Genomic DNA, 25,702 nt, shown 5'->3' with positions numbered 1-25,702 from the left:
CAGACCATGACCATCGGTGCGGTCCTGGCTGCCCTCAAGCAGGACTTTCCCGATGTCACGATCTCCAAGATCCGCTTCCTCGAGGCAGAGGGGCTGGTCACGCCGGCTCGCACCGGGTCGGGCTACCGCACCTACACGGTGGAGGACCTCGACCGGCTGCGCTACATCCTCACCGCCCAGCGCGACCACTTCTGGCCGCTGAAGGTGATCGCCGCGGCGCTGGATGCCCTGGACCGTGGTCTGACACCCGAGCGCACAGACACCGGTATGCCGCGGCCCACCGTCCCGGCGCCGAGCGCGGACCCTGAGGTGCCGAGCGCGGAAGCGCTCACGTCGGTCGGGTCGTTGCGACTCACCCGGGCCGAGCTGGCGACGTCCTCGGGGCTGGATGCCGACACGGTCGACGCGCTCGAGAACTACGGCCTCCTGCACGCTGACGCGCAGGGGCACTTCGGTGATGCGGCACTCGCGGTCGCTCACGCGGCTGCCGAGCTGGCGGCATACGGGCTCGAACCTCGCCATCTGAGGCCGTTCCGCACCGCGGCCGACCGCGAGATCGGTCTGGTCCAGCAGGTCGTGACGCCCCACCGTTCGGCGTCGACGAAGGGGACGCACGGTGGCCCCGCGACCGATCCGACCGGTGACGTCCTACGCCTGTGCATCGCCTTGCACACGGCACTCGTGAGGGACGGGCTCCAGCGCGGCTGAACCGGGTTAAGGTGGAACGGTGAAGGTGCTCGAGGTCCTCGGCGTCCGGGTGGAGATGCCCACCAACCACCCCATCGTGCTGCTGCGCGAGCGTGATGGCGACCGCTACCTGCCCATCTGGATCGGTGCGGCGGAGGCCACGGCGATCGCGTACGCGCAACAGGGCATCGAGCCGCCCCGCCCGCTGACCCACGACCTGATGAAGAACGTCATCGAAGGGCTGGGCCACCGGCTCACCGAGGTGCGCATCGTCGAGCTCCGTGACGGGGTCTTCCACGCAGCCCTGATCCTCGACGGAACCACCGAGATCTCCTCGCGCTCGTCCGACGCCATCGCCCTGGCGCTGCGTACCGGCACCCAGATCGTCGCGGGGGAGTCGCTGCTCGAGGAGGCAGGCGTCGCGATGTCCGGCGAGGAGGACAAGGACGACGAGGTCGAGAAGTTCCGGGAGTTCCTGGACCACGTCTCGGCCGAAGACTTCGAGACCAAACCGGATGAAACCGGGACAACCGGCTAGGTACAAACGTCGTTCTTGTGCTCGCAACCATGACCCTCAACTGAACATCGAGAGTAGGCCGTGCGGCCGCGACACGCCGAAGCACGAAGGTCGAGTGGTTGTTGACCTTTGGTTCCGCGCGGCCGTACCTTCGGCACAGACCCGTAATGCGATCGGTGTAACTACACCGCCTCGACATTGCCCGCAGCGGTATCCAGTAGAAGTTTCCAGGAGGTGAGCGCTGTGAACCCGAGCAACGAGGCTCAGCACGGCCACACGAGCGTGCCGGCTTCGGCACAGGGGCTGTTGTTCACGGACGACCTTCCTGAGCTGAGCGACGACATCGGCTACCGCGGTCCGACCGCGTGCAAGGCAGCCGGCATCACCTACCGCCAGCTCGACTACTGGGCCCGCACCGGCTTGGTCGAGCCGTCCGTGCGTGGCGCCACCGGCTCCGGCACGCAGCGGCTCTACGGCTTCCGCGACATCCTCGTCCTCAAGGTCGTCAAGCGCCTGCTCGACACCGGGGTGTCGCTCCAGCAGATCCGCGTGGCGATCAACCACCTGCGCGAACGCGGTGTGGAGGACCTGGCCCAGATCACCTTGATGAGTGACGGCGCCTCGGTCTACGAGTGCACGTCCGCCGACGAGGTCATCGACCTCGTCCAGGGCGGTCAGGGAGTCTTCGGCATCGCCGTCGGCCGCGTCTGGCGCGAGGTCGAGGGAGAGCTCGCCGCCCTGCCCAGCGAACGCACCGACGATGAGGTGCCCGCCGACCACCCCGGCGACGAGCTGCGCGAGCGCCGCGCGGCCCGCTTGGCCTGACTCGCCCGAACGTCCATCAGTGCCGCCGTTCCCTCGGGAGCGGCGGCAGTGTTGTAGATTGGCTGCGCTGAACATCCCGCGCGGGAGAGTCCCCGCGTGCACCCTCACGGGTCGCACGGCGGGGCGCCGAAGGGGCAAACTCCCCGGAACCTCTCAGGCGCCAGGACCGCGTGGGACAGGCACCTCTGGAGCGGCGTCCGCGCCGTGACAGAAGGGGAGGCGATCCGAGCACCCCGAGCTTCAGGAGCCTCATGTCCGCCCAGTTCACCACCGACCTGCCCGAGTTCGCCGGGCGCCACATCGGCCCGTCCGATGCCGATGTCGACGCCATGCTCGCGGCTGTCCGGCACAGTTCCCTCGATGCGCTGGTCGACCACGCCCTGCCTGCCGCGATCCGCACCGATGGCCCGCTCCGCGTGGAGCCAGCGGCGTCCGAGGCGGCCGTCGTCGATGAGCTGCGCGCCCTGGCTCGGCGCAACCAGGTGATGACCTCGATGATCGGGCTCGGCTACTACGGGACGATCACCCCGGCCGTCATCCAGCGCAACGTCCTGGAGAACCCCGCCTGGTACACGGCCTACACGCCGTACCAGCCCGAGATCTCCCAGGGCAGGCTCGAGGCGTTGCTGAACTTCCAGACGGTCGTCAGCGACCTCACCGGCCTGACCACGTCCGGGGCATCGCTGCTCGACGAGGGGACCGCGGCGGCCGAGGCCATGACGCTGATGCGTCGCTCCAGCAAGGTCGCCGCCGATGCCGTGCTCGTCGTCGACCGGCACGTCTTCCCCCAGACGCTCGCGGTGATGCAGACCCGGGCGAAGCCGCTCGGCCTCCACGTCGTCGTGGCCGACCTCGACGCGGTGGACAGCGCCGACGCGCTGCGCGCGGCAGCCGGCGACCGCGCCGTCTTCGGCGTCCTCGTGCAGTACCCCGGGGCCGACGGCGAGCTGCGCGACTGGCGCGCGCTGGCCTCCGCCGCCCACGACGCCGGCGCACTCGTGACCGCCGCTGCGGACCTGCTCGCGCTCACCCTGGCCACGGCGCCGGGGGAGTGGGGCGCCGACGTCGCCGTCGGCACCAGCCAGCGTTTCGGCGTGCCCATGGGCTTCGGCGGTCCCCACGCGGGCTACATGAGCGTGCGAGCGGGCCTGGAGCGGTCCCTGCCCGGCCGCCTCGTCGGCGTGAGCGTCGACACCGAGGGGGCACCGGCATACCGGCTGGCCCTCCAGACGCGCGAGCAGCACATCCGCCGCGAGAAGGCGACCTCCAACATCTGCACCGCCCAGGTGCTCCTGGCCGTGATGGCCTCGATGTATGCCGTCTACCACGGGCCCGCAGGTCTGGCCGCGATCGCACGGCGAGTCCACGGCCACGCCGAGACCCTGGCCGCCGGGCTGGCGACTGCGGGCATCGACGTGGTGACGACGAACTTCTTCGACACGATCACCGTGTCGGTGCCCGGCCGAGCCGACGAGGTGCTCAGCGAAGCCGCCCAGCGCGGGGTCAACGTCTGGCGCGTCGACGACGACCACGTGTCGGTCAGCATGGACGAGACCACCGACCTGCGCGACCTCGAGGCCGTCTGGAGCGCGTTCGGCGTTCCCGGACCGAACGAGGTCACCATCGCCGAGCTCTCGTGGCCCGATCACCTGGTCCGGACGAGTGACTACCTCACCCACCCGGTCTTCAGCAGCCACCACAGCGAGACCTCCATGCTGCGCTACCTGCGCCGACTGTCCGATCGTGACTTCGCGCTGGACCGCGGCATGATCCCGCTGGGCTCGTGCACGATGAAGCTCAACGCGACCACCGAGATGGTCGCCGTGACGTGGCCCGAGTTCGCGCACCTCCACCCGTTCGCACCGGCTCACCAGACCGAGGGGATCCGCGACCTGATCGCCGAGCTGTCCGACTGGCTCTGCGAGATCACCGGCTACGACGCGGTGTCGCTGCAGCCCAACGCGGGTTCGCAGGGCGAGTTCGCGGGGCTCCTGGCCATCCACGCCTACCACGAGGCGAACGGTCAGTCGCAGCGCGACATCTGCCTGATCCCCGCCAGCGCCCATGGCACCAACGCCGCCAGTGCGGTGATGGCAGGCATGAAGGTCGTGGTCGTCAAGACTGCCGCCGGCGGTGACATCGACATGGACGACCTGCGGACCAAGGTCGACCAGCACCGCGATGACCTCGCGGCCATCATGGTGACCTACCCGTCGACGCACGGCGTCTTCGAGGACACCATCACGGACTTGTGCGCCCTCGTGCACGACGCGGGTGGTCAGGTCTACGTCGACGGGGCGAACCTCAACGCGCTGGTGGGCCTGGCCCGACCCGGCAAGTTCGGCGCCGACGTCTCGCACCTGAACCTGCACAAGACGTTCTGCATCCCCCACGGTGGTGGCGGCCCGGGCGTCGGTCCGGTGGCGGTCCGCGCCCACCTGGCGCCGCACCTGCCCAACCACCCGCTGGCGGCCGAGGCCGGACCGGAGACGGGGGTCGGCCCGATCTCTGCCGCGCCCTACGGCTCGGCGAGCATCCTGCCCATCTCGTGGGCCTACGTGCGCCTCATGGGCGGTGCGGGTCTGACCCGCGCCACGCAGGTGGCCGTGCTCAACGCCAACTACATTGCCGCCCGGCTTCGCGAGCACTACCCGGTCCTTTACTCCGGCCACGACGGCGTCGTCGCCCACGAGTGCATCCTCGACCTGCGCGACCTCACCAAGCGCAGCGGGGTCAGCGTGGACGATGTGGCCAAGCGGCTCATCGACTACGGCTTCCACGCACCGACGATGTCCTTCCCGGTGGCGGGGACCCTGATGGTCGAGCCGACCGAGAGCGAGGACCGCTACGAGATCGACCGCTTCTGTGACGCGATGATCGCGATCCGTCACGAGATCGCCGAGGTCGAGTCCGGTGAGGTGGCCGTCGTCGACAGCATGCTGCGCAACGCTCCGCACACCGCCAAGGCCCTGGCTGGCAAGTGGGAGTACCCGTATGAGCGCTCCGCCGCAGCGTTCCCGGTAGGCGTGGAGGCAGCCGACAAGTACTGGCCTCCGGTGGCTCGGATCGACGGTGCCTACGGGGACCGCAACCTGGTCTGCAGCTGCCCTCCGCCCGAGGCGTTCGAGAGCTGAGAGGCATTCGAGAGCCGAGCGACCTGAGCCTGGCTCGCTAGGCCGCGGGCGCGGCCTCGTCGGTGGTGGTCACCTGCACCGACGAGCCGCGCTCGGTCTTGCGAACCACGATCTGGCTGGGAATGCGGGTGCGCAGCTCGGCGACATGGCTCACGACCCCCACGGCACGGCCGCCCTCGCGAAGGTCGTCGAGCACCGACATGACCTGCTCGAGGCTCTCGTCGTCGAGGGTGCCGAAACCCTCGTCGACGAAGAGGGTCTGCAGGTCGAACCCACCGGACTCCTCGCGGACGGCGTCGGCCAGTCCCAGCGCCAGCGCCAACGACGCCATGAACGACTCACCGCCCGACAGCGACGAGGTGTCCCGCGCCTGCCCGGTCCACAGGTCGAGCACCTCGAGCCCGAGGCCGCTGCGTGCGCCACGGGCCGCGAGGTGGTCCGTGTGCCGCAGCTGGTAGCGGCCCTCTCCCATGCCGGACAACCGCTCGTTGGCGAGGGTGGCGACCTTTTCCAGCCGGGCGGCCAGCACGAACGCCGACAACCGCATCCGGAGAGCATTGTTGGGGCTGGTACCTGCCACGGTGTCGGCGAGCTCCCGAAGCACGTGGTGCCGTGACTCGGCCTCCGTGATCTGGGCACAGCGACGTGTGAGGCTGCCGCGGACGCGTTCCAGACCGGCCAGCGTGCGCCGCACCAACGTGTCAGCCGCCACCGCAGCGGTGTAGGCCGTGTGTGCCGCGTCGCGTGCTGCTGCCAGCGAGGCCACATCGGGAACCGGCGCCTCCAGCGCGCTGAGGACGCCCGGCTCGTCGAGTGTGGTGCGCGCCACCAGGGCAGCCTCGACGTGCGCCGCCACCGCCACTCGCAAACGCGCCACCTCGGCGGCCGGGAGCAGTCCGACTCGTGCCTGGGCGGCATCGGAGAATCCCGCGGCGCGGAACGAATCGCCCGTCACTTCAACGACATCCTCGTGGTCGCGAGTCGCTCGGGACAGTTCGCGAAGGCTGGCTGCGTGGGCCGTTGCGGCGACGACCGCAGCCTCGTGGTGCGTGGTGGTCGCCTCCAACCGGTCCGGGTCAGCCAGGGTCGCGATGAGGTCCTGGTCTGCCGGACCCGGCTCGGCGCACGGGCACGAGTCGCTGTGGGCCGCCACGGCGCTCACCAGCGCCAAGTGCTCCGTCGCCAGCTCGGTGTCGAGCGCGTCGATGCGAGAGGCGGCCGCGGCCGCTTCTGCCCGCAGGCCGGCCAGCTGAGCCGTCAAGGTCTCGACGGCCGCATTGACCGACTCCACGGTCGCCCTCGCGTGGTCAAGCGTCGCGGCCGAGCTGGTCAGCTCGGCGAGGACCTGCCTGGCGTCGACGAGGGCAGCGGCCAGGGCATCCTGGTCACGATCCTCGTCGCCGAGCTGCTCGCGCAGCTGGGCGGCGGTGGCCGCGAGGCCGGCGGCCATGCGCTCCGCGGCGCCGAGCTGCGCTGCTGATGACTGCCAGGCGTCCTCTGCCGCCGCGACGTCCTCGGCGCTGACGAGGTCGCCCGAGGGCGCTGGAGACGGGTGGTCGGGCGATCCACAGACCGGGCACGGCTGGGCCTGCTCGAGCCGGCTGGCCAGCTCGCCCGCCATCGCGTCTAGCCTGGCCTGGCGGCGGTCCTGGTAGACGTCGCGCAGGTCCTGGGTGAGGGTTCGCTGGATGCCGATCGCAGACTCGGCTTCGACCTGCTGGTGGATCGTCGCATCTAGCGCCGTACGGGCTTTGAGGAGGGTGGACCCGTGGGCCACCCGCGCCGTGGCTGCCTCGACCTTGGCCGCGCTCTGCTGGGCCGTCTCCAGCGCCTCGGTCGCCTGAGCTGCCCGCTCCTGGTGGGCTGACAGCGCCGTGGTGGACCGCTCGACTCCCTGCTCGGCTGACCACAGCGTCTTCGCGAGCCGCTCGCGGGTTGCCTCGCGCGCCTTCAGCGAGGTGTGTACCCGCGCTGCGGTGGCGAGGGCGTCGCGAGCGGCGTCGAGACGGTCGACGAGGAGGTCGACGGCTGTCTGCGCGCGTCCTGTCAGTGCCCAGCGCGCAACACCCGGCTCCGTGGAGGTCGCGAGGTCCCGTGCCGACTGCAGGGCCGTCGTGACCCGCCCCAGTGCCTTGAGATCACCCTCGACGGAAGCCGCTCGCTCGCCGAGCTCGAGGCGGGCGATTCTCGCGTCGTGGGCGTCGTGCTCGGCCTCGAGTGCCGCCAAGGCGGACCGCGCGGCCAACCCGCGCCGCCGCCGCGCCGCCGTCTCGCTGGCGGTGGCGTGTGCAGTCGTCGCGGCCGCGTCGGAGAGCCGGGTGGCGTCGACGGCCGCCAGCCGCGCCGTCGACCCGGCATCGAGGGACTTCCTGGCTGCCTCGAGCGCCGACGGGAGCTCGGTGAGCGGCAGGTCGGACCAGTTGCGCGAGCCGCCATCGACCGCCGGAGCATCGGCGAGCACGTCGGCCAGCACGGCGAGATCCGAGTTCAGCGCGGAGCGGTGCTCGGCGACGAGCGTGGCGGACTCCTTGCGCTGCGCGGCGAACCACTCCTCGATGCCGGCGAAGGCCGACACGTCGAACAGCCGCTGGAGCAGCTCGCGGCGCTCCTCAGGCGTGGCACGCAGGAACGCGGCAAAGTCGCCCTGCGGCAGCAGGACGACCTTGCTGAACTGCTCGAGCCCCATGCCGAGCACGTCCTTGACGACGTCGGCGATTTCGTCGTGCCGGGTGCTGAGGGCCACCCACTGACCGCCGCGGTGCTCCCAGAGAACGGCCTTGGCCTGGACCTTGGTCTCGCCACGGCCACGCGACTTGGGCCGGTGGAACTCGGGTGAGCGCTCGATCTTGAGGCGCCGCCCGGTGGCGGTGAACTCCAGGGTGACCGAGGGAACCGTGCCGCGTTCGGCGTGGTCGCTGTGCAGCTGCTTCTTGGAGCGCGCCCCGGGGACGTCGGCATAGAGCGCGAACGCGACCGCGTCCAGCAGGCTGGTCTTCCCAGCGCCGGTGGCGCCCCGGATGAGGAACAAGCCCCCGGCGGAGACGGCGTCGAGATCCACCTCCACCGTGCCGGCGAACGGCCCGAAGGCCGTGACCTCGAGGCGATGCAGCCTCACGCCGCCCCCTCTCGCGCTGATGGCAAGCGCAGCGGCAGCTGCCCCTCGTCCTCGTGACCGGCACGACCGACGCGGACCGCCTCGACAGCCGACGCGAGCACGGCCTGCTCGTCCTGGGTGGGGCCGTGGCCGCCGCGGACGTGGGTCAGGAAGGAGCAGCAGACGTCGAGGTCGGACTCGGCCATGGTCCGCTGGGCATAGCTGCGCACCGACACGGGAGCGCCCTGCGGATCGAACTGCAGGACGAGCGTGTGGGGAAACCGTCGCCGGAGCTGCTCCATCGCGCCCAACGGACGAACCGGGTCGGTCAGGGTGACCTGGCACCAGGCGCGCTCGGCGGTCGTGTGCGCTGGATCGGTGAGCAGGCTGTCGATGTCACCGCGCAGGACGGCCAGCGAACGTTCGACGGGCGCGTCCACCGCCTCGACCTGGACTCCCGACTCGCCGACGTCGACCAACCAGTAACCCTTGGTCTGGGTGGCCTCGCTGAAGGACAGCGCCACGGGGGACCCGCTGTAGCGCACCCTGTCGCCGATCTGCTGTCGCCCGTGCAGGTGGCCGAGGGCGACGTAGTCGGTGCCAGCGAAGATCCTCGGGTGCACCGCGGACACACCACCCACGGAGATGTCACGTTCGGAGTCACTGGTCGCCCCGCCGGTCACGAACGCGTGCGCCATGACTATCGAGCGCCCGCCCCGCAGGGCCCGGTCGGCCTCCACCCTGGCCATCGCAGCCCGCAGCACGCCTGCGTGCGATCGCTCACCGGCGCCCAACGGCTCTGCCGCCACGGCGGGCTCGAGGTAGGGCACGGGGTAGACAGCGACGTCGCCGACGACGACGGGCACGCCGATCGACTGCGCCGCGGTGCGGATGTGCAGCCCGGAGCGCGCCAGCAGGTCGCTGGCGAACCCCAACCGGATGGCCGAGTCGTGATTGCCGCTGGACAGGACCACCGCGGACCCGGCGTCGATCAACCGGGTGACCGCCTGCGAGAGCAGGTCCACGGTGTCGGGCGAGGGCAGGGCGCGGTCGTAGACGTCGCCGGACACCAGCACTGCGTCGATCCCCTCGGCGCGGACCGTCTCCACCAGGTGGTCGACGAAGCTGGCCTGGGCGCCGAGCAGCCCCACCTGGTGGAACGAACGCCCCAGGTGCCAGTCGGAGGTGTGGAGGAACCGCACACCTGCAGGCTAGGAGTGCGCACCGACAGCCGTTGGCAGGCGCGCCCTGCACGTGGTTAGGTCATCACAGAGTTAGGTCATCACAGAGTTAGCTCATCACCGAGTTAGGTCTGACAGCGTCAGGTCATCAGGGCGTTGGGTCCTCCCCGCTCGGGGAGGACATCCCAGCTGCCACACCCAGGAGGTGCCGTGGGCGAAGAGGTCAACGCGCAGAGCTACACGCGCGAGCAGCGCCAGCGTTATCGCGAGAAGGTGCGCCAGAACCTCGACGTCTTCGAACGGATGCTGGCGACCAGCCAGTTCGAGTTCGACCGGCCGATGACCGGGATGGAGATAGAGCTCAACCTCGTCGACGACGCATACCAGCCGAAGTTCGCCAACGCCGAGGTGCTCGAGGCGATCGCCGACCCCGGATACCAGACCGAGCTCGCGCAGTACAACATCGAGCTCAACGTCCCGCCACGTCCGCTGCCGGGCGACTCGGCCATCGAGCTCGAGGACGAGATGCGGGCCTCGCTCAACGCGGCCAGCGCCGCGGCGGAGAAGCGTGGTGCCCACATCGTCGCCGTCGGGATCCTGCCAACGATCATGCCCGAGCACTTCGAGGGTGACTGGATCAGCGCCAACAACCGCTACACCGCGCTCAACGACTCGATCTTCTACGCCCGCGGCGAGGACATCTACCTCGACATCGAGGGCCCGACGGGGGAGCGGATAGCCACCTACTGCGACTCGATCGCCCCAGAGTCGGCCTGCACGAGCGTGCAGCTGCACCTGCAGGTCGCGCCGCAGGACTTCGCCGGACACTGGAACGCCGCCCAGGCCCTCGTCGCGCCCCAGATCGCGCTGGCCGCCAACTCGCCCTACTTCTTCGGCAAGCGGCTGCACGCCGAGACTCGCATCGAGCTGTTCAGCCAGGCCACCGACACGCGCAGCATCGAGCTGAAGAACCAGGCAGTCCGTCCCCGGGTCTTCTTCGGCGAGCGGTGGATCACCTCGATCTTCGACCTCTTCGAGGAGAACGTCCGCTACTTCCCGGCACTCCTGGCGGAGGTCAGCGACGAGGACCCGGTGGCCAAGCTCGCGGCCGGCGAGGCGCCCAACCTGGCCGAGCTGCGGCTGCACAACGGCACCGTCTACCGCTGGAACCGGCCGATCTACGACGTCGTCAACGGCACCCCGCACCTCCGTGTCGAGAACCGCGTCCTGCCGGCCGGCCCCACGCTGGTCGACGTCCTGGCCAACGCCGCCTTCTACTACGGCGTCATCCGCAAGCTCGCCTCCGACGACCGGCCGATCTGGAGCAAGATGAGCTTCGCCGCCGCGGAGCAGAACTTCCACAACGCGGCTCGCGACGGCATCGAGTCACGGCTCTACTGGCCGGGTTTCGGAGAGGTGCGCGCCGAGGAGCTGGTGCTGCGCCACCTGTTGCCGATGGCGCACGAGGGGCTCGCGGACTGGGGCGTCTCCGAGGCGGTGCGCGACCGCTACCTCTCGGTCATCGAGGGCCGCTGCAAGACGAGCACCAACGGCGCCACCTGGCAGACCGATGCCGTCGAGCGCTTCGAGCGAGCGGGAATGGACCGCCAGACGGCCCTGGCCGAGATGCTGCGCCTCTACGCCAAGCACATGCACAGCAACGAGCCGGTGCACACCTGGCCGTTGCCCTGACCATCGGCCCGACCATCGGCCTGCCCACGGCAGGGTCCGGAGCCCATCGGTGAGGTATGCCGCGGGGCCAGCCACGCGGCATACCTGCGCCTCGGGGGCCAGGGCCTCGGGCTGTCGTGCCGGGACGCTATGGTGGTGTCTGAGACCTTGACGCCCTTGACGCACCGGGAGGCACCGGATGGCACCACGCACCCGCACCACGACAGAGGTGGACGCGCTCACTGAGGCGGTGCGCACGAGGATCGAGCTGCGGGCCGCCGAGCTCGCGGCCCAGGGACGCCGCCTCGACCTCGGGGACGTCCAGGACCTGGCCGACCGGATGCTCGCGGCCCTGCCCACCGTGCACCCGCTCGACCAGCCCCTGGGCCCGTTCTACGACACCGCCGGGCTGGTGGCTTGGCTGGGCATCTCGCGCCAGGCCCTGTTCGACAGGATCCGGCGGGGGACGGTGCTCGCCTGCCGCACCGTCGACGGTCACCTCCTCTATCCCTCGCTGCAGTTCGGGCGCAACGGAGCCGTCCGCCCCGGGATCCAGGACGCGGTGGGTGCCTTCAGCCGCAGGGGAGCGGACGGCTGGTCGATCGGCGCGTGGCTCACGACACCGTCAGCAGTTTTCGACGGGCACAGCGCGGTCGACTACCTCGTCGTGCACCGGTCCTCACCGACGGCCGTGTCCAGAGTGGCTTCGGCCGCGGTCGCCGACGCGTCCCAGTGGGCCGCGTGACATCACGCGAGCGCCCCGCGCAAGGACCGCCCCCGGCGGCCTTGGCCGGCTTCCCGGCCCACCGCGTGGACACCGACACCGACCTGTTCCGTGCCCACGGCGTGGACCTGGGGCCGTGGTGGTTCGGCAACGACGGCAGCGGGCGGTTCGACCTGTCCCCACCGCGCGGCACGTGCTACGTCGCCCTCGACCCTCTCAGCGCCCTCCGCGAACGCCTGGGCCCTGTCCTGGGTGGCTCACAGGCGGTGCCCGAGGGCCTGCTGGAGGCGTCCGTCGTGTCGCGGTTGCGGCTCACGGCGGCCCGCGAGGTTGCCGATGTGCAGGATGGTCGAGCAGCGCCGTTCGGCGTCACCCGCGAGCTGGAGTCGATGGTTCCGTATGCCGTGCCACAGGCTTGGGCGCGCGCCTTGGACGAGGCGGGTAGTGGGGGAGTGAAGTACGGGCCGCGCTTCACCCCGGGCGACTCCAGTGCCCTTGCCCTCTTCGACGCCGCCGGGGCGGCGGACTGGCCGGTCGACCCCGACCCCCTTCCGGCGCAACAGGTTCCCGGGGCGCCGACGTCGTTGCCGACTCCGCGACGTGCTGACCTCACCGTCGTGCGGCCACCGCGGACTCGCACCACGCGCGACTGACCCGGCGCCGGTCGTCAACCGTCGTCAAGGCCGTCGCTGCCGTCTGTGCGGTGGGTGCCGTCCGTGTCGTCAGTGGCCGGCGACGGCCGGGCCGTGGTTCCAGACCCGGATGGCGGGCTGCTCGCGGTCGAACTGCAGCACGCTGACCGAACCGGCGTCGAGCAGGAGCTGAGCGCCGAGCCGCGGCTCCTGGCGCAGGAAGACGCTGGCCAGCACCCGCAGGCAGTGGCCGTGCCCGACCAGGGCCACGTCGCCCTCCGCCATCGCGGCCATGGCGCGCTTGACGACGCGTGAGGCGCGGGCGGCGACCTCCTCCACGGTCTCGCCAGGGGTGTCCCCAGTCGGCACGCCGTCGCGGAACACGGTCCAGTCGTAGCCGAGCTGCTCGCGGATCTGGGCCGTCGTCAGCCCTTCGTAGCCGCCGTAGTCCCACTCGAGCAGGTCGTCGTCCACCTCGGGCGTCAGACCGGCGAGCTCGGCGGTGCGCCGCGCTCGCTGCAACGAGGAGCTGAGGGCCAGCACGAAGTCGTAGTCGGCGACGAGCCTCCCCGACTGCCGGGCCAGCTCCTCGCCGTGCGACGTGAGCGGGATGTCGGTCCGTCCGGTGTGCCGCCCGGACTTCGACCACTCGGTCTCGCCGTGCCGCAGCAGGACGAGGCGGCCGGCCGGTGGCGCTGGCGCAGAGGTCACGGAGCAAGCATGACAGAGTGGGCGCATGCGCCTGAGGTACCGGTTGCTCAACGTCTTCGCCCTTGCCTCCGACCCGTTCTCGGGCAACCCGCTGTGCGTCTTCGAGGACGGCTTGGGCCTGTCGGAGGACCAGCTGCAGGGCCTGGCCCGACAGTTCAACCTGTCCGAGACGACGTTCCTCGTCCCACCGCGCGATGGGGCGGACGCTGGGGTGCGCATCTTCACGACGTCCTTCGAGATGCCCTTCGCCGGGCATCCGACCCTCGGCACCGCCCACGTCGCCCGAGACCTCCACGGACGCGGCGACCAGCTCGGTCTGTCCATGCCGGCAGGGGTCATCCCGGTGGAGGCCGACGGTGACCGCTGGACACTGACCGCGAACACCGGCCGGGTCGAGGCCGAGCTCGCCATCGAGGACCTTGCGCAGGCCATCGGACTCGGGGCGGCTGACCTCGTCGGACCGGTGCAGCAGGTGAGTGTCGGGACGTCCCAGGTCATCGCCCAGGCCACCTCGGTCGACGCCGTGCGCCGGGCACGAGTCCGGCCCGAGCTGCTAGCCCGGTATGCCGGGATGGGCGCCAAGGGTGGCGAGACCCTCGTCTACGTGTGGTCGGCGGCGGGGGAGGGGCAGATCGAGGCGCGAGCCCTGATCAGCGACGGCGACGCCGTCTCGGAGGATCCCGCCACGGGCTCGGCCTGCTCCAACCTCGGCGCGTGGTTCGTGGGTCAGGGTCGATCGGGTCGGTGGTCGGTGAGCCAGGGCGCCCAGGTCGGGCGGCCGTCGCTCCTCGAGTTGACCGTGGATGACAACGGCACGGTCCGGGTGGGCGGGCTGGTGCGTCCGGTGGGCTCCGGAGAGGTCGAGCTCTGATGCCCGGCTACGTCGTGTTCCTGCGGGCGGTGAACGTCGGCAAGCGACAGCTGAAAATGGCGGACGCCCGGAAAGTACTGTCCGACAACGGTTTCGGCGACGTCGAGACCTACATCCAGACCGGCAACGTCTTCGTCACGACCCCGATGCGAAGCGTCCCGAAGGTCGAGGCCGAGGTCGGTCGGCTCCTCGGTGAGTCCGCGGGCTTCGACATCGTCGCGATCGCCAGGAAGGCCGCGGAGCTGCCGGTGCTCGTGCAGGCGGTCGACGGCATACCCGATCAGCTGCCGCACGAGGCCAGCCGGTATGTCAGCTTCTGCGTCACGGCGCCCACCGCTGCCGCGACCACGGAGCTGCAGGCGTGGGAGGTCGAGGGAGAGCGCGCCACCGTCATCGGCAAGGATGTCCTCCTGGAGTTGTCCGTGCCGTTCAACGAGTTGAAGCTGACCGGCGCCCGCATCGAGAAGATCCTCGGGATCCCGGGCACGGCCCGGAACCTGACCGTCGTCCGCGCCCTGGCGCAGAAATGGGGAACCTGAATGGCCGAAGAGACTGGTGGCACCGGACTGGGACATCGCTCGGTGAGCATGGAACGGGTCTCCAAGGGTGTCTTCGAGGTGACCAACGTGCGCGGCGGCACGATGCGCATCGGGGGAGGGGACAACGCCGACTTCACGCCCGTCGAGCTGCTGCTCACCGCCATTGCCGGGTGCAGCGCCGTGGACGTCGACTTCATCACCGTCAAGCGGGCCGAGCCCGAGGGCTTCACCGTCACGGCCGAGGGCGACAAGCTCCGGGACGACAACGGCAACCACCTGGGCGACATCAAGGTCCGCTTCTCGGTGACCTTTCCCGAGGGGGAGGCGGGTGACAGCGCGCGCGACATGCTGCCCAAGGCGATTGCCATGTCGCACGACCGGTTGTGCACGGTGAGTCGCACCGTCGTGATCGGCACGCCGATCGACAGCGGAGTCGCAGAGGGCTAAGGACGTCCTGGGACGTCGTAGCGCAGGAAGACCACGCCGTCCCGGAAGGTGTGCTGCTCGGCCAGGACCAGCTCCGCGCGGTGCTGTCGAGGCAGGGCCGGGGTGCCACCACCGACCGAGACCGGATGTAGGTACAGCGCGACTTCGTCGACGAGACCGGCCCTGAGGGCTTCGGCCGCCAGGGTGGGCCCCCCGATGCTGAGGTCCGCGGCAGCCGTCGCCTTGCGGTGCCGGACCGCCTCTGCATCGAACTCGGCGACCAGCTCGGTGCGCGGGGTGTCGACCCCGGCGAGGGACCGTGAGTGGACGACCTTGTCTGCGGCCTGCCAGATCCGCCGGTAGTCGGCGGAGGCCGGCGAGGCGTCGTCGGCGTCGTGGTCCGCGGTTGCCCAGTACCTCATCACGTCCCACATCCGACGGCCGTAGAGGTAGGTCCCGACCGGCCGCTCACGCTCGTTGACGAAGGAGTGCACCTCCTCGCTCGGGGCGGCCCAGTCGAAGCTGCCCGAGACGTCGACGACGTATCCGTCGAGCGAGGCGATGGCCGTGTAACGCAGGCGGGCCATGGCCGACGCTCAGGCGAGGCCGTCGCGCGCCGCCGTGAAGGCCGACACGCACGTACGCACGTCGTCCTCCGAGTGCCCGGCGGACAGCTGCACGCGGATGCGCGCCTTGCCCTGCGGGACCACGGGGTAGGAGAAGGCGATCACGTAGACGCCCTGCTCGAGCATGGCGTCGGCAACCTGCGCGGCCAGCCGGGCGCCGTCCTCACCGGGGAACATGACGGGGGTGATCGGGTGCTCGCCGGGCAGGAGGGTGAACCCTGCCTTGGTCATCAGGGCGCGGAACAGCTCGGTGTTGGAGCGCAACCGGGCGCGCGCCTCCTGGGAACCCGCCGCGATCTCCAGCGCCTTGAGCGAGCCCGCGGCAACGCTCGGGGCCACCGCGTTGGAGAAGAGGTAGGGCCGCGAACGCTGGCGCAGCAGGTCGACGATCTCCTGGTGGGCACTGACGTAGCCGCCGGAGGCGCCTCCGAGGGCCTTGCCCAGCGTCCCGGTGACGATGTCGACGCGGTCCATCACGCCGAACCGCTCCGGGGTGCCCCGACCGCCGTCGCCGACGAACCCGACCGCATGGCTGTCGTCGACCAGGACCATGGCACCGAACTCGTCGGCCAGGTCGCAGATCTGGTCGAGCGGGGCGAGGAACCCGTCCATGGAGAAGACGCCGTCGGTGACGATGACCGTGCGCCGCGCGCCCCCTTCGGCGGCGGCCTCGAGCTGCGTGCGCAGGTCGGTCATGTCGGCGTTCTTGTAGCGGAACCGCTTGGCCTTGGACAGGCGGATGCCGTCGATGATCGAGGCGTGGTTCAGCTCGTCGGAGACGATCGCGTCCTGCGCCCCGAAGAGCACCTCGAACACTCCGCCGTTGGCGTCGAAGCAGGACGAGTAGAGGATGGTGTCCTCCATCTGGAGGAAGTCCGAGATCGCCCGCTCCAGGTGCTTGTGCAGCTCCTGCGTGCCGCAGATGAACCGCACGCTGGCCATGCCGAATCCCCAGTCCTGCAACGCTTTTGCGGCTGCAGCCTCAACATCGGGGTGGTCGGCCAGGCCCAGGTAGTTGTTCGCGCAGAAGTTGAGCGCTGCCGACCGCAGCCCGTCTGCTCGGGCTGTCGTGATGTGGGCGGACTGCGGCGAGCTCAGCTCGCGCTCGTGCTTGTACAGCCCGGCGTCAGCGATCTCCCGCAACGTCGTGGCCAGCTCGTCCTTCACGGTGCCGTACATCCGGTCAGCTCCAATCCATGATGACCTTGCCGCACTGACCCGAACGGGCCGCGGCGAAGGCGTCCTGCCACTGTTCGGCAGGGAGGCGGTGGGTGATCACCGAGGCGATCCGGTCGCGCAGCACCGGTGAGTTGCCGAGCATCGAGCTCATGGCGTACCAGGTGTCGTACATCTCGCGCCCGTAGATCCCCTTGATGGTGATCATGTGGGTGATGACCCGGCCCCAGTCGATGGGGAAGGGATCCTTGGGCAGGCCGAGCATCGCCACGCGGCCGCCGTGGTTCATGTGCGCCAGCATGTCCTCGACGGCACTCGGCACTCCGGACATCTCGAGACCGATGTCGAAGCCCTCCTTCATGCCCAGCGACCTCATGGCCTCGCCCAGGTCGGAGGTGCGGACGTTGACGACGAGGTCGGCTCCGGCGTTCTTGGCCAGGTCCAGCCGGTAGTCGCTCAGGTCGGTGACGACGACGTGTCGGGCTCCCACGTGGCGCGCCAGCGCGGCAGCCATCACGCCGATCGGTCCTGCGCCCGTGATGACGACGTCCTCCCCGGCCATGGGGAACGACAGCGCCGTGTGGGTGGCGTTGCCCAGGGGGTCGAACACCGCACCCAGGTCGGGGTCGAGGTCATCGGGCTGGACCCACACGTTCGGGGCCGGGATCACCACGAAGTCGGCGAAGGCCCCGTCGCGGTTCACGCCGATTCCCTTGGTGTGGATGCACATGTGGCGCCGCCCAGCCCGACAGTTGCGACAGGTCCCGCAGACGATGTGTCCCTCGCCGGAAGCACGCTGCCCGACCCTCACCGAGTCGACGTCCTCACCGACCTCGACGACCTCGCCGTAGAACTCGTGTCCGATGGTCATCGGCGCTGTGACGGTGGATGCCGCCCAGTCGTCCCACTGCTCGAGGTGCAGGTCGGTGCCGCACAGACCCGCCCGCTGGACGCGGATCTTCACGTCCGTGGGTCCGGGCTGTGGTTCCGGCACGTCCTTGAGCTCGAGTCCGGGGCCGGCATGGGTCTTCACGAGTGCTCGCACGCCGAACAACATAGTCGGCTGGCGGAAAGGGGAGGTATGCCGCGTGGCTGCGCCGCGTGCGCGCAGGCGCTACCACGCGGCATACAGTCACCCCATGGCCCGCTATCTCGACGTCCACCCCGTTGACCCGCAGCCACGGGCGATCGGGCAGGCGGTGGCGCTGATCCGGGACGGAGGGCTGGTGGCCTACCCGACGGACTCGGGCTACGCACTCGGGTGCGCCCTGGGCAACCAGGAGGGCAAGGAGCGGATCGTGCGGATCCGGCACCTCGACGACAAGCACCACTTCACCTTGGTGTGCGCCGACTTCGCCCAGCTCGGGCAGCTGGTGCACATCGACAACCGGGTGTTCCGCGCCATCAAGGCCGCGACCCCCGGGCCTTACACGTTCATCCTCCCGGCCACGAAGGAAGTGCCACGGAGGCTGCTGCACCCCAAGAAGAAGACGGTCGGCGTGAGGATCCCGGACAACCGCGTCGTTCAGGCGCTCCTGGCCGAGCTGGGGGAGCCGATGCTGTCGAGCACGCTGATCCTGCCCGAGGAGACGGCGCCGATGACCGAGGGCTGGCTGGTCAAGGAGGAGCTCGACCTCCAGGTCGACGCGGTGATCGACGCGGGGGAGTGTGGCACCGACCCGACGACGGTGATCGACTACTCCGACGGGACCCCCGAGGTGACCCGCGTGGGCGCGGGAGACCCGACGCCGTTCGAGTAGACAGATGTTCGAACGGGGGAGTGCGAGAGGGGTGCTCGCCCCCTACATCTCCTCGTGGGTGTCCGGGTCGCCGCCGAACAGGCGTCCGTCCTCGCGGCCGAGGGCGGTGATCGCAGCCATCTCGGCCTGCGTGAGCTCGAAGCCGAAGACGTCGAGGTTCTGTCGCTGTCGTTCAGGCGTGGCGGACTTGGGCAGGGGTAGCGACCCCAGCTGGACGTGCCAGCGCAGGATCACCTGACCCGGGGCGACCCCGTGCGCAGCTGCCGCATCGGCCACCGGCGGCGCGTCGAAGGGCGCCTGCCGCTTGCCCATCGGGCTCCACGCCTGGGTGCGGATCCCCAGCTCCTCGTGGAGGGTGCGCATCTGTTGCTGGGGGAAGTACGGGTGCAGCTCGATCTGGTTCACCGCCGGCGTCACGCCGGTCTCGTCGATGATCCGGCGCAGGTGCTGCGCCGTGAAGTTGCTGACGCCGACGGTGCGGACCAGGCCCTCGCGTCGGGCGTCGACCAGCGCCTCCCAGGCCTGCGGATACAGGTCCTGGCTGGGGTTCGGCCAGTGGATGAGGGCCACGTCGAGCCGGTCGACACCCAGTCGGTCCGCAGAGTCCCGAAGCGACTCCAGCGCCAGGGACTTCGCGTGGAAGCGGCCGGGGATCTTGGTGGCGATGGCGACGTCCTCACGGGGGACTCCCGATCGACGCAGGGCCTCGCCGACTTCTTCCTCGTTGCCGTAGTTGACCGCCGTGTCGAGCAGTCGGTAACCGGCTTCGAGGGCGCTGACCATCGCGTCGATGCCATCGGCGCCCTTGAGCGGATAGGTGCCGAAGCCGATGGCCGGCAACGACGTGCCGTCGTTGAGGGAGTAGGTGGTGTCGCCGGCGGTCGGTGTGTCAGTGCCCATGGCACCACCGTAGGGGTGGCTTCCAGAATCCCTAGATTGACATAATGTCGATTATCGGCGTTTACCCTTCACACTGGACCAGCCGATCAAGGTGCTCGATGGAGCCCGTGGAACGCACCGCTGGACAACACAGTGGACGAGAGCAACCGCTCCCTTCCACTCCCAACGTATAGCGCACCCAGGGGCTTGCGGCAAGGCCCGGGTCGTGCCGCAGGATCGTCGGCCGATGACTACAACCAGCGCCTTCGACCTGCCCGCCCACCTGACCGCCAAGGCTGACCCGAGCCTGATCGCCGGCGACGAGCAGCACTTCGCTGCCATCGCCGAGAGCCTCGAACAGGCGATCGAAGACCTCTCACGCCGGCTGGAGGTCGCTCGCAGGGCGCCGGGCCGGTTGGGTCAGGAGGCCCTGGAACGTGACGTGGAGGTCCGCAGGCTGAGTGCCCGGCTCCGCGCCCTGCGCCGGTTCGGGCTGGACCTGTGCCTCGGGCACATCGTCCTCAGGGACGACCCCGTGCCCGTCTACGTCGGACGGCTCGGCCTCACGGACACCGACGGCCGTCGGCTGCTGCTCGACTGGCGCTCCCCCGCGGCCGAGCCGTTCTTCGGAGCTACCCACGCCGACCCGATGGGCCTGGACAGCCGGCGCAGGTATCGCTGGAGCCGTGGTCGGGTCAGCGACTACTGGGACGAGGTGTTCACCTCGGACGGGTATGCCGGGCACGCCGCCTCCCTCGACGACCAGTCCGCGTTCATCGCCAGCCTGGGGACCAACAGGTCAGCCCGGATGCGGGACGTGCTCGGCACGATCCAGTCCGACCAGGACGCCATCATCCGCGCAGGGTCCCGCCGGCCACTCGTCGTGGACGGTGGTCCCGGGACGGGGAAGACCGTGGTCGCCCTGCACCGCACGGCATACCTGCTCTATTCGGACCCACGACTCGGGCACCGCCGCGGAGGGGTGCTGTTCGTGGGCCCGCACCAGCCCTACCTGGCCTATGTCTCCGACGTGCTCCCGAGTCTCGGCGAGGAAGGAGTCCAGACGTGCACCGTCCGCGACCTCGTCCCCGGAGGCGCAACTGCCCCGACGGAGAGCGACCCGATCGTGGCCGTCCTCAAGTCGTCGGCTGAAATCGTGGCGGCCATCGAGACCGCCGTCCGGTTCTACGAGGAGCCACCCACGACGGGGATGACGGTCACCACCCCGTGGTCCGACGTCTGGGTGGGTGCCGACGACTGGGCAACCGCGTTCGACGCGCCCGACCCCGGTACTCCGCACAACGAGGCGCGCGACCAGATCTGGGACGAGCTGCTGACCATCCTGGTGGACCGACTGGCCGACGACCCCGAAGGTGATCCTGACGACGGCGAGATCTCCCCCGAGCTGCTCCGCAGGTGGCTGCAGCAGAACCGGCAGCTGTTGACGGTCCTCAACAACGCGTGGCCCCTGATCGAGGCAGCCGACCTCGTCGGTGACCTCTGGACGGTGCCCGCCTACCTGCGGATGTGCGCTCCCTGGCTGAGCACGGAGGACATCCGGGCTCTCCAGCGTGCCGATGCCCAGGCCTGGACGGTCTCCGACCTGCCTCTGCTGGACGCCGCCCGTCAGCGGCTCGGCGACTCGGAAGCCTCCCTCCGCAAACGCCGGCACGACGCCGTGGTGACCGCCGAGCGCGAACGCATGGCCAGGGTCGTCGACGACCTGATCGCCACGGACGACTCGGAGATGCACGTGATGTCGATGCTGCGTGGCGAGGACCTCCAGGCAGCGATGCTGGACGAGGAGGCACTCCCCCACGCCGGCTCCGACCAGCTCGCCGGCCCGTTCGCGCACGTCGTCGTCGACGAAGCCCAGGAGCTCACTGACGCGGAGTGGCAGATGCTGCTGGCGAGGTGCCCGTCGAGGAGTTTCACGATCGTCGGGGACCGCGCCCAGGCCCGGCACGGGTTCACCGAGACATGGCAGGAGCGACTCGAGCGGATCGGGCTCGACCGGGTCGACCTCGCCTCCCTGAGCGTCAACTACCGGACGCCGGTGGAGGTGATGGCCCGGGGCCGAGCCGGTCATCCGGGCAGCGATCCCGGACGCGAACGTGCCCACCTCGATCCGCAGCACCGGTGTCCCTGTGGTCCACGGCGCGACGTCAGACCTGGACGCCACTCTCGACGCCTGGCTGGGCGAGCATGCCGAAGGGGTCGCCTGCGTCATCGGTCGCCCGGCGTTCCGGGCGACCTCCCGCGTCCAGTCCTTGACCCCCGAGCTGTCCAAGGGGCTCGAGTTCGACCTGGTGGTCCTCGTCGACCCCGAGGAGTTCGGTACGGGCATCGAGGGAGCGGTCGACCGCTACGTCGCGATGACCCGAGCGACGGGGCAGCTCGTCATCCTCACGAGCTCCTGACATAGGCGGCCAGGTGCTCTCCCGTGAGGGTGGAACGGTCGGCGACGAGCTCGACCGGAGTGCCCTCGAACACGACCCGGCCACCGTCGTGGCCGGCACCCGGGCCGAGGTCGATGACCCAGTCTGCGTGCGCCATGACGGCCTGGTGGTGCTCGATGACGATGACCGACTTGCCCGAGTCGACCAGCCGGTCGAGCAGCCCGAGCAGGTTTGTCACGTCGGCCAGGTGCAGGCCGGTGGTCGGCTCGTCAAGGACGTAGACGTCGCCCTTCTCGGCCATCTGCGTGGCCAGCTTGACTCGCTGCCGCTCGCCGCCGGACAGGGTGGTCAGGGGCTGGCCGAGGGTGAGGTACCCGAGCCCGACGTCCACGAGCCGGTCGAGGACCTTGTGGGCGGCAGGGGTCTTCGCCTCGCCGTCGCCGAAGAACGCCTCCGCCTCGGTGACCGACATCGCCAGGACCTCGGCGATGTTGCGACCTCCCAGCGTGTACTCCAGCACGGACGCCTGGAAGCGTTTCCCCTCGCACTCCTCGCAGGTGGACTCGACGGTCGCCATGACACCCAGCTCGGTGAAGATCACGCCCGCGCCGTTGCAGGAGGGGCAGGCGCCCTCGGAGTTCGAGCTGAACAGGGCCGGCTTGACGGCGTTGGCCTTGGCGAACGCCTTGCGGATCGGCTCAAGCAGTCCGGTGTAGGTGGCCGGGTTGCTGCGGCGTGAGCCCTTGATGGCACCCTGGTCGACGACCACGACGCCGTCGCGACCGGCGACCGAGCCGTGGATCAGTGAGCTCTTGCCCGACCCTGCGACGCCCGTGACGACGCAGAGGACGCCGAGCGGTACGTCGACGTCCACGTCCTGGAGGTTGTGCGTCGACGCACCACGGACCTCGAGCGCGCCGGCCGAGGGACGGACCGACTCCTTCAGGGCAGCGCGGTCGTCGAGGTGGCGGCCGGTGATGGTGTCACTGCGCCGCAGTCCTTCCACGCTCCCCTCGAAGCAGACGCTGCCGCCCTCGGTGCCGGCGCCGGGACCGAGGTCGACGACGTGGTCGGCGATGGCGATGGTCTCGGGCTTGTGCTCCACCACGAGCACCGTGTTGCCCTTGTCGCGGAGCTGGAGCAGTAGCTGGTTCATCCGCTCGATGTCGTGGGGGTGCAGCCCGATCGTCGGCTCGTCGAAGACGTACGTGACGTCGGTGAGGGACGACCCGAGATGCCGGATCATCTTGGTGCGCTGGGCCTCTCCCCCGGACAGGGTGCCTGCCGGCCGGTCCAGCGACAGATACCCCAACCCGATCTCGGCGAACGAGTCGAGGAGGTGTTGCAGCCCGGTGAGCAGCGGCGCGACCGACGGCTCCTCGAGCGCGCGGACCCACTCGGCCAGGTCGCTGATCTGCATCTCGCACAGCTCGGCGATGTTCTTGCCCGCGACCTTGGAGGACCTTGCCTCAGGGGTCAGCCGGGTGCCGTCGCACTCGGGGCAGGTCTGGAACGTGATCGCGCGCTCGACGAAGGCACGGATGTGCGGCTGCATCGCGTCGACGTCCTTGGAGAGCATCGACTTCTGGATCTTGGGGATGAGGCCCTCGTAGGTGAGGTTGATGCCTTCGACCTTGATCTTGGTCGGCTCCTTGTAGAGCAGGTCGTGCATCTCCTTCTTCGTGAACTTCGCGATCGGCTTGTCCATGTCGAAGCCGGCTCCGGCGAAGATCCGGCCGTACCAGCCGTCCATGCTGAAGCCCGGAACCGTCAGCGCGCCCCCGCTCAGTGACTTGCTCTCGTCGTACAACGCCGTGAGGTCGAAGTCGGAGACCGCGCCCATGCCTTCACAACGTGGGCACATCCCTCCCAGGTAGACGACGTCGCGGACCACGTTCTTCTCGACGCGACCCGAGGCCTTCTCCGTGCTCATGACCCCACTCGCCTTGCGCGTCGGGACGTTGAACGAGAAGGCAGTCGGCGGCCCGACGTGCGGGTGTCCGAGGCGGCTGAACAGGATCCTGAGCATGGCGTTGGCATCGGTGGCCGTGCCGACCGTGGAGCGGGGGTTCGCACCCATCCGCTCCTGGTCCACGATGATGGCCGTCGTGAGTCCCTCGAGCAGGTCGACCTCGGGGCGGGCCAGGCTCGGCATGAAACCCTGCACGAAGGCGCTGTAGGTCTCGTTGATCATCCGCTGCGACTCCGCGGCAATGGTCGCGAACACCAGCGAGCTCTTGCCCGAACCCGACACGCCCGTGAAGACCGTCAACCGGCGCTTGGGGAGCTCGACGTTGACGTCCTTCAGGTTGTTCTCCCGCGCGCCCAGCACGCTGATCGTGTCGTGGCTGTCGGCGGCGTGGACCGCTTGCACCTGGCTGTCCTTCGGTGTGGCCATGCTCGGTCGTGTCTCCGTCCGTGAGGCGATGCGCGGGGTGTGCTGCCGAGTTGGCGTGCAGCAAGGGTGCGGTGCGGTTCAGCCCTGCTGGATGCGCAGGAGGTTGCCGGCGGGGTCGCGGACGGCGCAGTCGCGCACGCCGTACGGCTGTTCGGTCGGCTCCTGCACGATGTCGGCGCCGCTTGCCGCGACCCGCTCGAACGTGGCGTCGAGGTCGGCGGTGGCGAGGAGCATCGTGGCGTAGGTGCCCTTGGCCATCATCTCGACGATGGTGCGACGTTCCTCGTCGGTGATGCCCGGGTCGACTGCCGGCGGGTGCAGCACGATGGACGTGCCGGGCTGGTCGACGGGGCCGACCGTGATCCACCGCAACCCGTTGTAGCCGACATCGCCCCGGACCTCGAAGCCGAGTGTGTCGCGGTAGAAGGACAGTGCGGCGTCCGGGTCGTCCTGTGGCAGGAAGCTGGCGTGAATGGTGATGTCCATGAGGTTCAGGCTAGTTGCGCCTCGGTGGCCCGCGCTTCTCGATTCCTGATCGGTCTGGTCACCTGCTTCGTCACGCACGACGGCATCTCCGGCGTCGGCGTTGCCATCCGCTGCCGGTAGGTGCTCGGTGGGACGCCGACCAGCTCGGTGAACCGGGTGCTGAAGGTGCCCAGCGACGAACACCCCACCGCGAAACAGACCTCGGTGACGCTGAGCTCCCCGCGACGCAACAGCGCCATGGCGCGCTCGATGCGCCGGGTCATGACGTAGCTGTACGGAGACTCACCGTAGGCCTGCTTGAACTCACGGCTCAGGTGCCCGGCCGACATGTGGGCGCCACGGGCCAGCGCCTCGACGTCCAGCGGCAGGGCGTACTCGCGGTCGATCCGGTCGCGGACCCGGCGCAGCCGTGCGAGGTCACGCAGGTGCTGCTCGGCGGCGGGAGTGCTGGTCACCTCGAAAGCGTGCCACGTGGCGCGCGCCCGTGCCAGCGCCTTCGGCACAGGGCAGGCTCGCCACGCGGTGCAGGCTCCCCGGCACCACCACCTCCCCGGCACCACCTCCCCGCGCGACCACTCCCCTACCCCGCTGGAGTCCGCCTCCGGGTCAGCCGGTGCGCCTCGACCTCGTAGCGGCTCGCGGTTGCCGCCCCCGCGCGGAAGAAGCGGCGCCTCAGGGCACCCGCGACCTCGACCTGGTCCCCGGCGGCCAGCCGTCGGGCAGCCTGACGGGTGCGTCCCGTCCAGCAGGCCACGTCGATCGTGTCGACACTGGCGGAGCCCGGACCGCGACCCGGAGGGCGCGGCACCACCAGACGCAGGGCGGCCACCCTGTCCCCGCTGGGCAGCTCGCGCTCGTCGACGGCACCGCTGACCTTGCCCACCAGTCGCACCTCGTTGACCCACTCCACTGTGTCATCCATGCGTTCACGCTGCCGGTGGTGCCGGCTCAGGTCGAGGACCACGA

General features: G+C 69.9%; 22 protein-coding genes, 1 pseudogene and 1 riboswitch. Of the genes and pseudogenes, 12 read left to right on the top strand and 11 right to left on the bottom strand.

Annotated features, from left to right (window positions below; translation table 11 throughout):
- The first annotated feature begins 6 nt into the window (after window positions 1-6).
- The 4 genes from ftsR to gcvP all read left to right on the top strand — a co-directional run bounded on the left by ftsR (window position 7) and on the right by gcvP (window position 5,163).
- Window positions 7-708, top strand: coding sequence for a transcriptional regulator FtsR (gene ftsR, locus AC1DWP_RS03115; protein ID WP_477612981.1), 702 nt, complete (start codon window positions 7-9; stop codon window positions 706-708).
- Window positions 709-727: 19 nt separating this feature from the next.
- Window positions 728-1,225: a bifunctional nuclease family protein gene (locus tag AC1DWP_RS03110; protein WP_477612980.1), complete on the top strand. Its 498-nt coding sequence runs from the start codon at window positions 728-730 to the stop codon at window positions 1,223-1,225.
- A 213-nt stretch (window positions 1,226-1,438) separates the two neighbouring features.
- Window positions 1,439-2,029, top strand: coding sequence for a MerR family transcriptional regulator (locus AC1DWP_RS03105; protein WP_477612979.1), 591 nt, complete (start codon window positions 1,439-1,441; stop codon window positions 2,027-2,029).
- Window positions 2,030-2,100: 71 nt separating this feature from the next.
- Window positions 2,101-2,208, top strand: a riboswitch (glycine riboswitch).
- 72 nt (window positions 2,209-2,280) lie between these two features.
- Entirely contained in the window at window positions 2,281-5,163 is a 2,883-nt protein-coding gene (gene gcvP, locus AC1DWP_RS03100; protein ID WP_477612978.1) for an aminomethyl-transferring glycine dehydrogenase, read from the top strand.
- Between the two features lie 37 nt (window positions 5,164-5,200).
- Here the strand turns inward: gcvP and AC1DWP_RS03095 are convergent, their stop codons facing one another.
- Window positions 5,201-8,278, bottom strand: coding sequence for an AAA family ATPase (locus tag AC1DWP_RS03095; RefSeq protein ID WP_477612977.1), 3,078 nt, complete (start codon window positions 8,276-8,278; stop codon window positions 5,201-5,203).
- The gene (locus AC1DWP_RS03090; RefSeq protein WP_477612976.1) at window positions 8,275-9,459 is read right to left on the bottom strand and encodes an exonuclease SbcCD subunit D; all 1,185 of its coding nucleotides are present in this window, start codon (window positions 9,457-9,459) and stop codon (window positions 8,275-8,277) included. The genes AC1DWP_RS03095 and AC1DWP_RS03090 overlap by 4 nt, the downstream gene beginning before the upstream one ends.
- Before the next feature lie 189 nt (window positions 9,460-9,648).
- Between AC1DWP_RS03090 and AC1DWP_RS03085 the strand changes: the two genes are divergently transcribed.
- The 3 genes from AC1DWP_RS03085 (at window position 9,649) to AC1DWP_RS03075 (ending at window position 12,486) form a co-directional block, all read left to right on the top strand.
- Window positions 9,649-11,130: a glutamate-cysteine ligase family protein gene (locus AC1DWP_RS03085; protein WP_477612975.1), complete on the top strand. Its 1,482-nt coding sequence runs from the start codon at window positions 9,649-9,651 to the stop codon at window positions 11,128-11,130.
- Window positions 11,131-11,308: 178 nt separating this feature from the next.
- Entirely contained in the window at window positions 11,309-11,854 is a 546-nt protein-coding gene (locus tag AC1DWP_RS03080) for a hypothetical protein (RefSeq protein WP_477612974.1), read from the top strand.
- Complete coding sequence (locus AC1DWP_RS03075) at window positions 11,851-12,486, top strand: RES family NAD+ phosphorylase (protein WP_477612973.1); 636 nt, start codon at window positions 11,851-11,853, stop codon at window positions 12,484-12,486. The genes AC1DWP_RS03080 and AC1DWP_RS03075 overlap by 4 nt, the downstream gene beginning before the upstream one ends.
- Before the next feature lie 69 nt (window positions 12,487-12,555).
- Here the strand turns inward: AC1DWP_RS03075 and AC1DWP_RS03070 are convergent, their stop codons facing one another.
- Window positions 12,556-13,176: a histidine phosphatase family protein gene (locus tag AC1DWP_RS03070; protein WP_477612972.1), complete on the bottom strand. Its 621-nt coding sequence runs from the start codon at window positions 13,174-13,176 to the stop codon at window positions 12,556-12,558.
- 25 nt (window positions 13,177-13,201) lie between these two features.
- On the opposite strand from AC1DWP_RS03070, the gene AC1DWP_RS03065 reads away from it, so the two are divergent.
- The 3 genes from AC1DWP_RS03065 to AC1DWP_RS03055 are packed head-to-tail and all read left to right on the top strand — an operon-like array spanning window position 13,202 to window position 15,033.
- A complete protein-coding gene (locus tag AC1DWP_RS03065) occupies window positions 13,202-14,047 on the top strand; it encodes a PhzF family phenazine biosynthesis protein (RefSeq protein ID WP_477612971.1) in 846 nt (281 codons plus the stop codon).
- On the top strand, window positions 14,047-14,586 hold the full coding sequence (locus AC1DWP_RS03060) for a DUF1697 domain-containing protein (RefSeq protein ID WP_477612970.1): 540 nt from the start codon (window positions 14,047-14,049) through the stop codon (window positions 14,584-14,586). The genes AC1DWP_RS03065 and AC1DWP_RS03060 overlap by 1 nt, the downstream gene beginning before the upstream one ends.
- The gene (locus tag AC1DWP_RS03055; RefSeq protein ID WP_477612969.1) at window positions 14,587-15,033 is read left to right on the top strand and encodes an OsmC family protein; all 447 of its coding nucleotides are present in this window, start codon (window positions 14,587-14,589) and stop codon (window positions 15,031-15,033) included. It begins immediately after the preceding gene.
- On the opposite strand, the gene AC1DWP_RS03050 is transcribed toward AC1DWP_RS03055, so the two are convergent.
- The 3 genes from AC1DWP_RS03050 to tdh are packed head-to-tail and all read right to left on the bottom strand — an operon-like array spanning window position 15,030 to window position 17,859.
- A complete protein-coding gene (locus tag AC1DWP_RS03050) occupies window positions 15,030-15,599 on the bottom strand; it encodes a dihydrofolate reductase family protein (protein ID WP_477612968.1) in 570 nt (189 codons plus the stop codon). The genes AC1DWP_RS03055 and AC1DWP_RS03050 overlap by 4 nt on opposite strands.
- 9 nt (window positions 15,600-15,608) lie before the next feature.
- Complete coding sequence (locus tag AC1DWP_RS03045; RefSeq protein WP_477612967.1) at window positions 15,609-16,817, bottom strand: glycine C-acetyltransferase; 1,209 nt, start codon at window positions 16,815-16,817, stop codon at window positions 15,609-15,611.
- A 4-nt stretch (window positions 16,818-16,821) separates the two neighbouring features.
- A complete protein-coding gene (gene tdh, locus AC1DWP_RS03040) occupies window positions 16,822-17,859 on the bottom strand; it encodes an L-threonine 3-dehydrogenase (RefSeq protein WP_477612966.1) in 1,038 nt (345 codons plus the stop codon).
- A gap of 94 nt (window positions 17,860-17,953) precedes the next feature.
- Between tdh and AC1DWP_RS03035 the strand changes: the two genes are divergently transcribed.
- A complete protein-coding gene (locus AC1DWP_RS03035) occupies window positions 17,954-18,574 on the top strand; it encodes an L-threonylcarbamoyladenylate synthase (RefSeq protein ID WP_477612965.1) in 621 nt (206 codons plus the stop codon).
- A 42-nt stretch (window positions 18,575-18,616) separates the two neighbouring features.
- On the opposite strand, the gene AC1DWP_RS03030 is transcribed toward AC1DWP_RS03035, so the two are convergent.
- Window positions 18,617-19,474, bottom strand: coding sequence for an aldo/keto reductase (locus tag AC1DWP_RS03030; protein ID WP_477612964.1), 858 nt, complete (start codon window positions 19,472-19,474; stop codon window positions 18,617-18,619).
- Between the two features lie 226 nt (window positions 19,475-19,700).
- On the opposite strand from AC1DWP_RS03030, the pseudogene helR reads away from it, so the two are divergent.
- Window positions 19,701-21,873 (top strand): annotated as a pseudogene (helR, locus tag AC1DWP_RS03025) (RNA polymerase recycling motor ATPase HelR).
- Here the strand turns inward: helR and AC1DWP_RS03020 are convergent.
- The 4 genes from AC1DWP_RS03020 to AC1DWP_RS03005 all read right to left on the bottom strand — a co-directional run bounded on the left by AC1DWP_RS03020 (window position 21,860) and on the right by AC1DWP_RS03005 (window position 25,658).
- Window positions 21,860-24,250 (bottom strand): ATP-binding cassette domain-containing protein, encoded by a 2,391-nt coding sequence (locus AC1DWP_RS03020; protein ID WP_477612963.1) that lies wholly within the window; start codon window positions 24,248-24,250, stop codon window positions 21,860-21,862. The pseudogene helR and the gene AC1DWP_RS03020 overlap by 14 nt on opposite strands.
- Before the next feature lie 78 nt (window positions 24,251-24,328).
- Window positions 24,329-24,736, bottom strand: a complete 408-nt coding sequence (locus tag AC1DWP_RS03015) for a VOC family protein (RefSeq protein WP_477612962.1) — start codon at window positions 24,734-24,736, stop codon at window positions 24,329-24,331.
- A 5-nt stretch (window positions 24,737-24,741) separates the two neighbouring features.
- On the bottom strand, window positions 24,742-25,191 hold the full coding sequence (locus AC1DWP_RS03010; protein ID WP_477612961.1) for a helix-turn-helix transcriptional regulator: 450 nt from the start codon (window positions 25,189-25,191) through the stop codon (window positions 24,742-24,744).
- A gap of 125 nt (window positions 25,192-25,316) precedes the next feature.
- A complete protein-coding gene (locus AC1DWP_RS03005; RefSeq protein WP_477612960.1) occupies window positions 25,317-25,658 on the bottom strand; it encodes a single-stranded DNA-binding protein in 342 nt (113 codons plus the stop codon).
- Window positions 25,659-25,702 lie beyond the last annotated feature (44 nt).

The organism is Pedococcus sp. P2_F6, from assembly GCF_056403675.1.
Note: the sequence above shows the minus strand (reverse complement) of the source record. Positions and strands in the feature narration are given on the sequence as shown.

What these genes read in the sequence shown, in the direction of transcription:
- ftsR (WP_477612981.1), top strand. Translation starts at nt 7, where the DNA reads ATGACCATCGGTGCGGTCCTGGCTGCCCTCAAGCAGGACTTTCCCGAT.
- gcvP (WP_477612978.1), top strand. Translation starts at nt 2,281, where the DNA reads ATGTCCGCCCAGTTCACCACCGACCTGCCCGAGTTCGCCGGGCGCCAC.
- AC1DWP_RS03080 (WP_477612974.1), top strand. Translation starts at nt 11,309, where the DNA reads ATGGCACCACGCACCCGCACCACGACAGAGGTGGACGCGCTCACTGAG.
- AC1DWP_RS03065 (WP_477612971.1), top strand. Translation starts at nt 13,202, where the DNA reads ATGCGCCTGAGGTACCGGTTGCTCAACGTCTTCGCCCTTGCCTCCGAC.
- AC1DWP_RS03060 (WP_477612970.1), top strand. Translation starts at nt 14,047, where the DNA reads ATGCCCGGCTACGTCGTGTTCCTGCGGGCGGTGAACGTCGGCAAGCGA.
- AC1DWP_RS03055 (WP_477612969.1), top strand. Translation starts at nt 14,587, where the DNA reads ATGGCCGAAGAGACTGGTGGCACCGGACTGGGACATCGCTCGGTGAGC.
- AC1DWP_RS03050 (WP_477612968.1), bottom strand. Translation starts at nt 15,599, where the DNA reads ATGGCCCGCCTGCGTTACACGGCCATCGCCTCGCTCGACGGATACGTC.
- AC1DWP_RS03045 (WP_477612967.1), bottom strand. Translation starts at nt 16,817, where the DNA reads ATGTACGGCACCGTGAAGGACGAGCTGGCCACGACGTTGCGGGAGATC.
- AC1DWP_RS03035 (WP_477612965.1), top strand. Translation starts at nt 17,954, where the DNA reads ATGGCCCGCTATCTCGACGTCCACCCCGTTGACCCGCAGCCACGGGCG.
- AC1DWP_RS03030 (WP_477612964.1), bottom strand. Translation starts at nt 19,474, where the DNA reads ATGGGCACTGACACACCGACCGCCGGCGACACCACCTACTCCCTCAAC.
- AC1DWP_RS03020 (WP_477612963.1), bottom strand. Translation starts at nt 24,250, where the DNA reads ATGGCCACACCGAAGGACAGCCAGGTGCAAGCGGTCCACGCCGCCGAC.
- AC1DWP_RS03015 (WP_477612962.1), bottom strand. Translation starts at nt 24,736, where the DNA reads ATGGACATCACCATTCACGCCAGCTTCCTGCCACAGGACGACCCGGAC.
- AC1DWP_RS03005 (WP_477612960.1), bottom strand. Translation starts at nt 25,658, where the DNA reads ATGGATGACACAGTGGAGTGGGTCAACGAGGTGCGACTGGTGGGCAAG.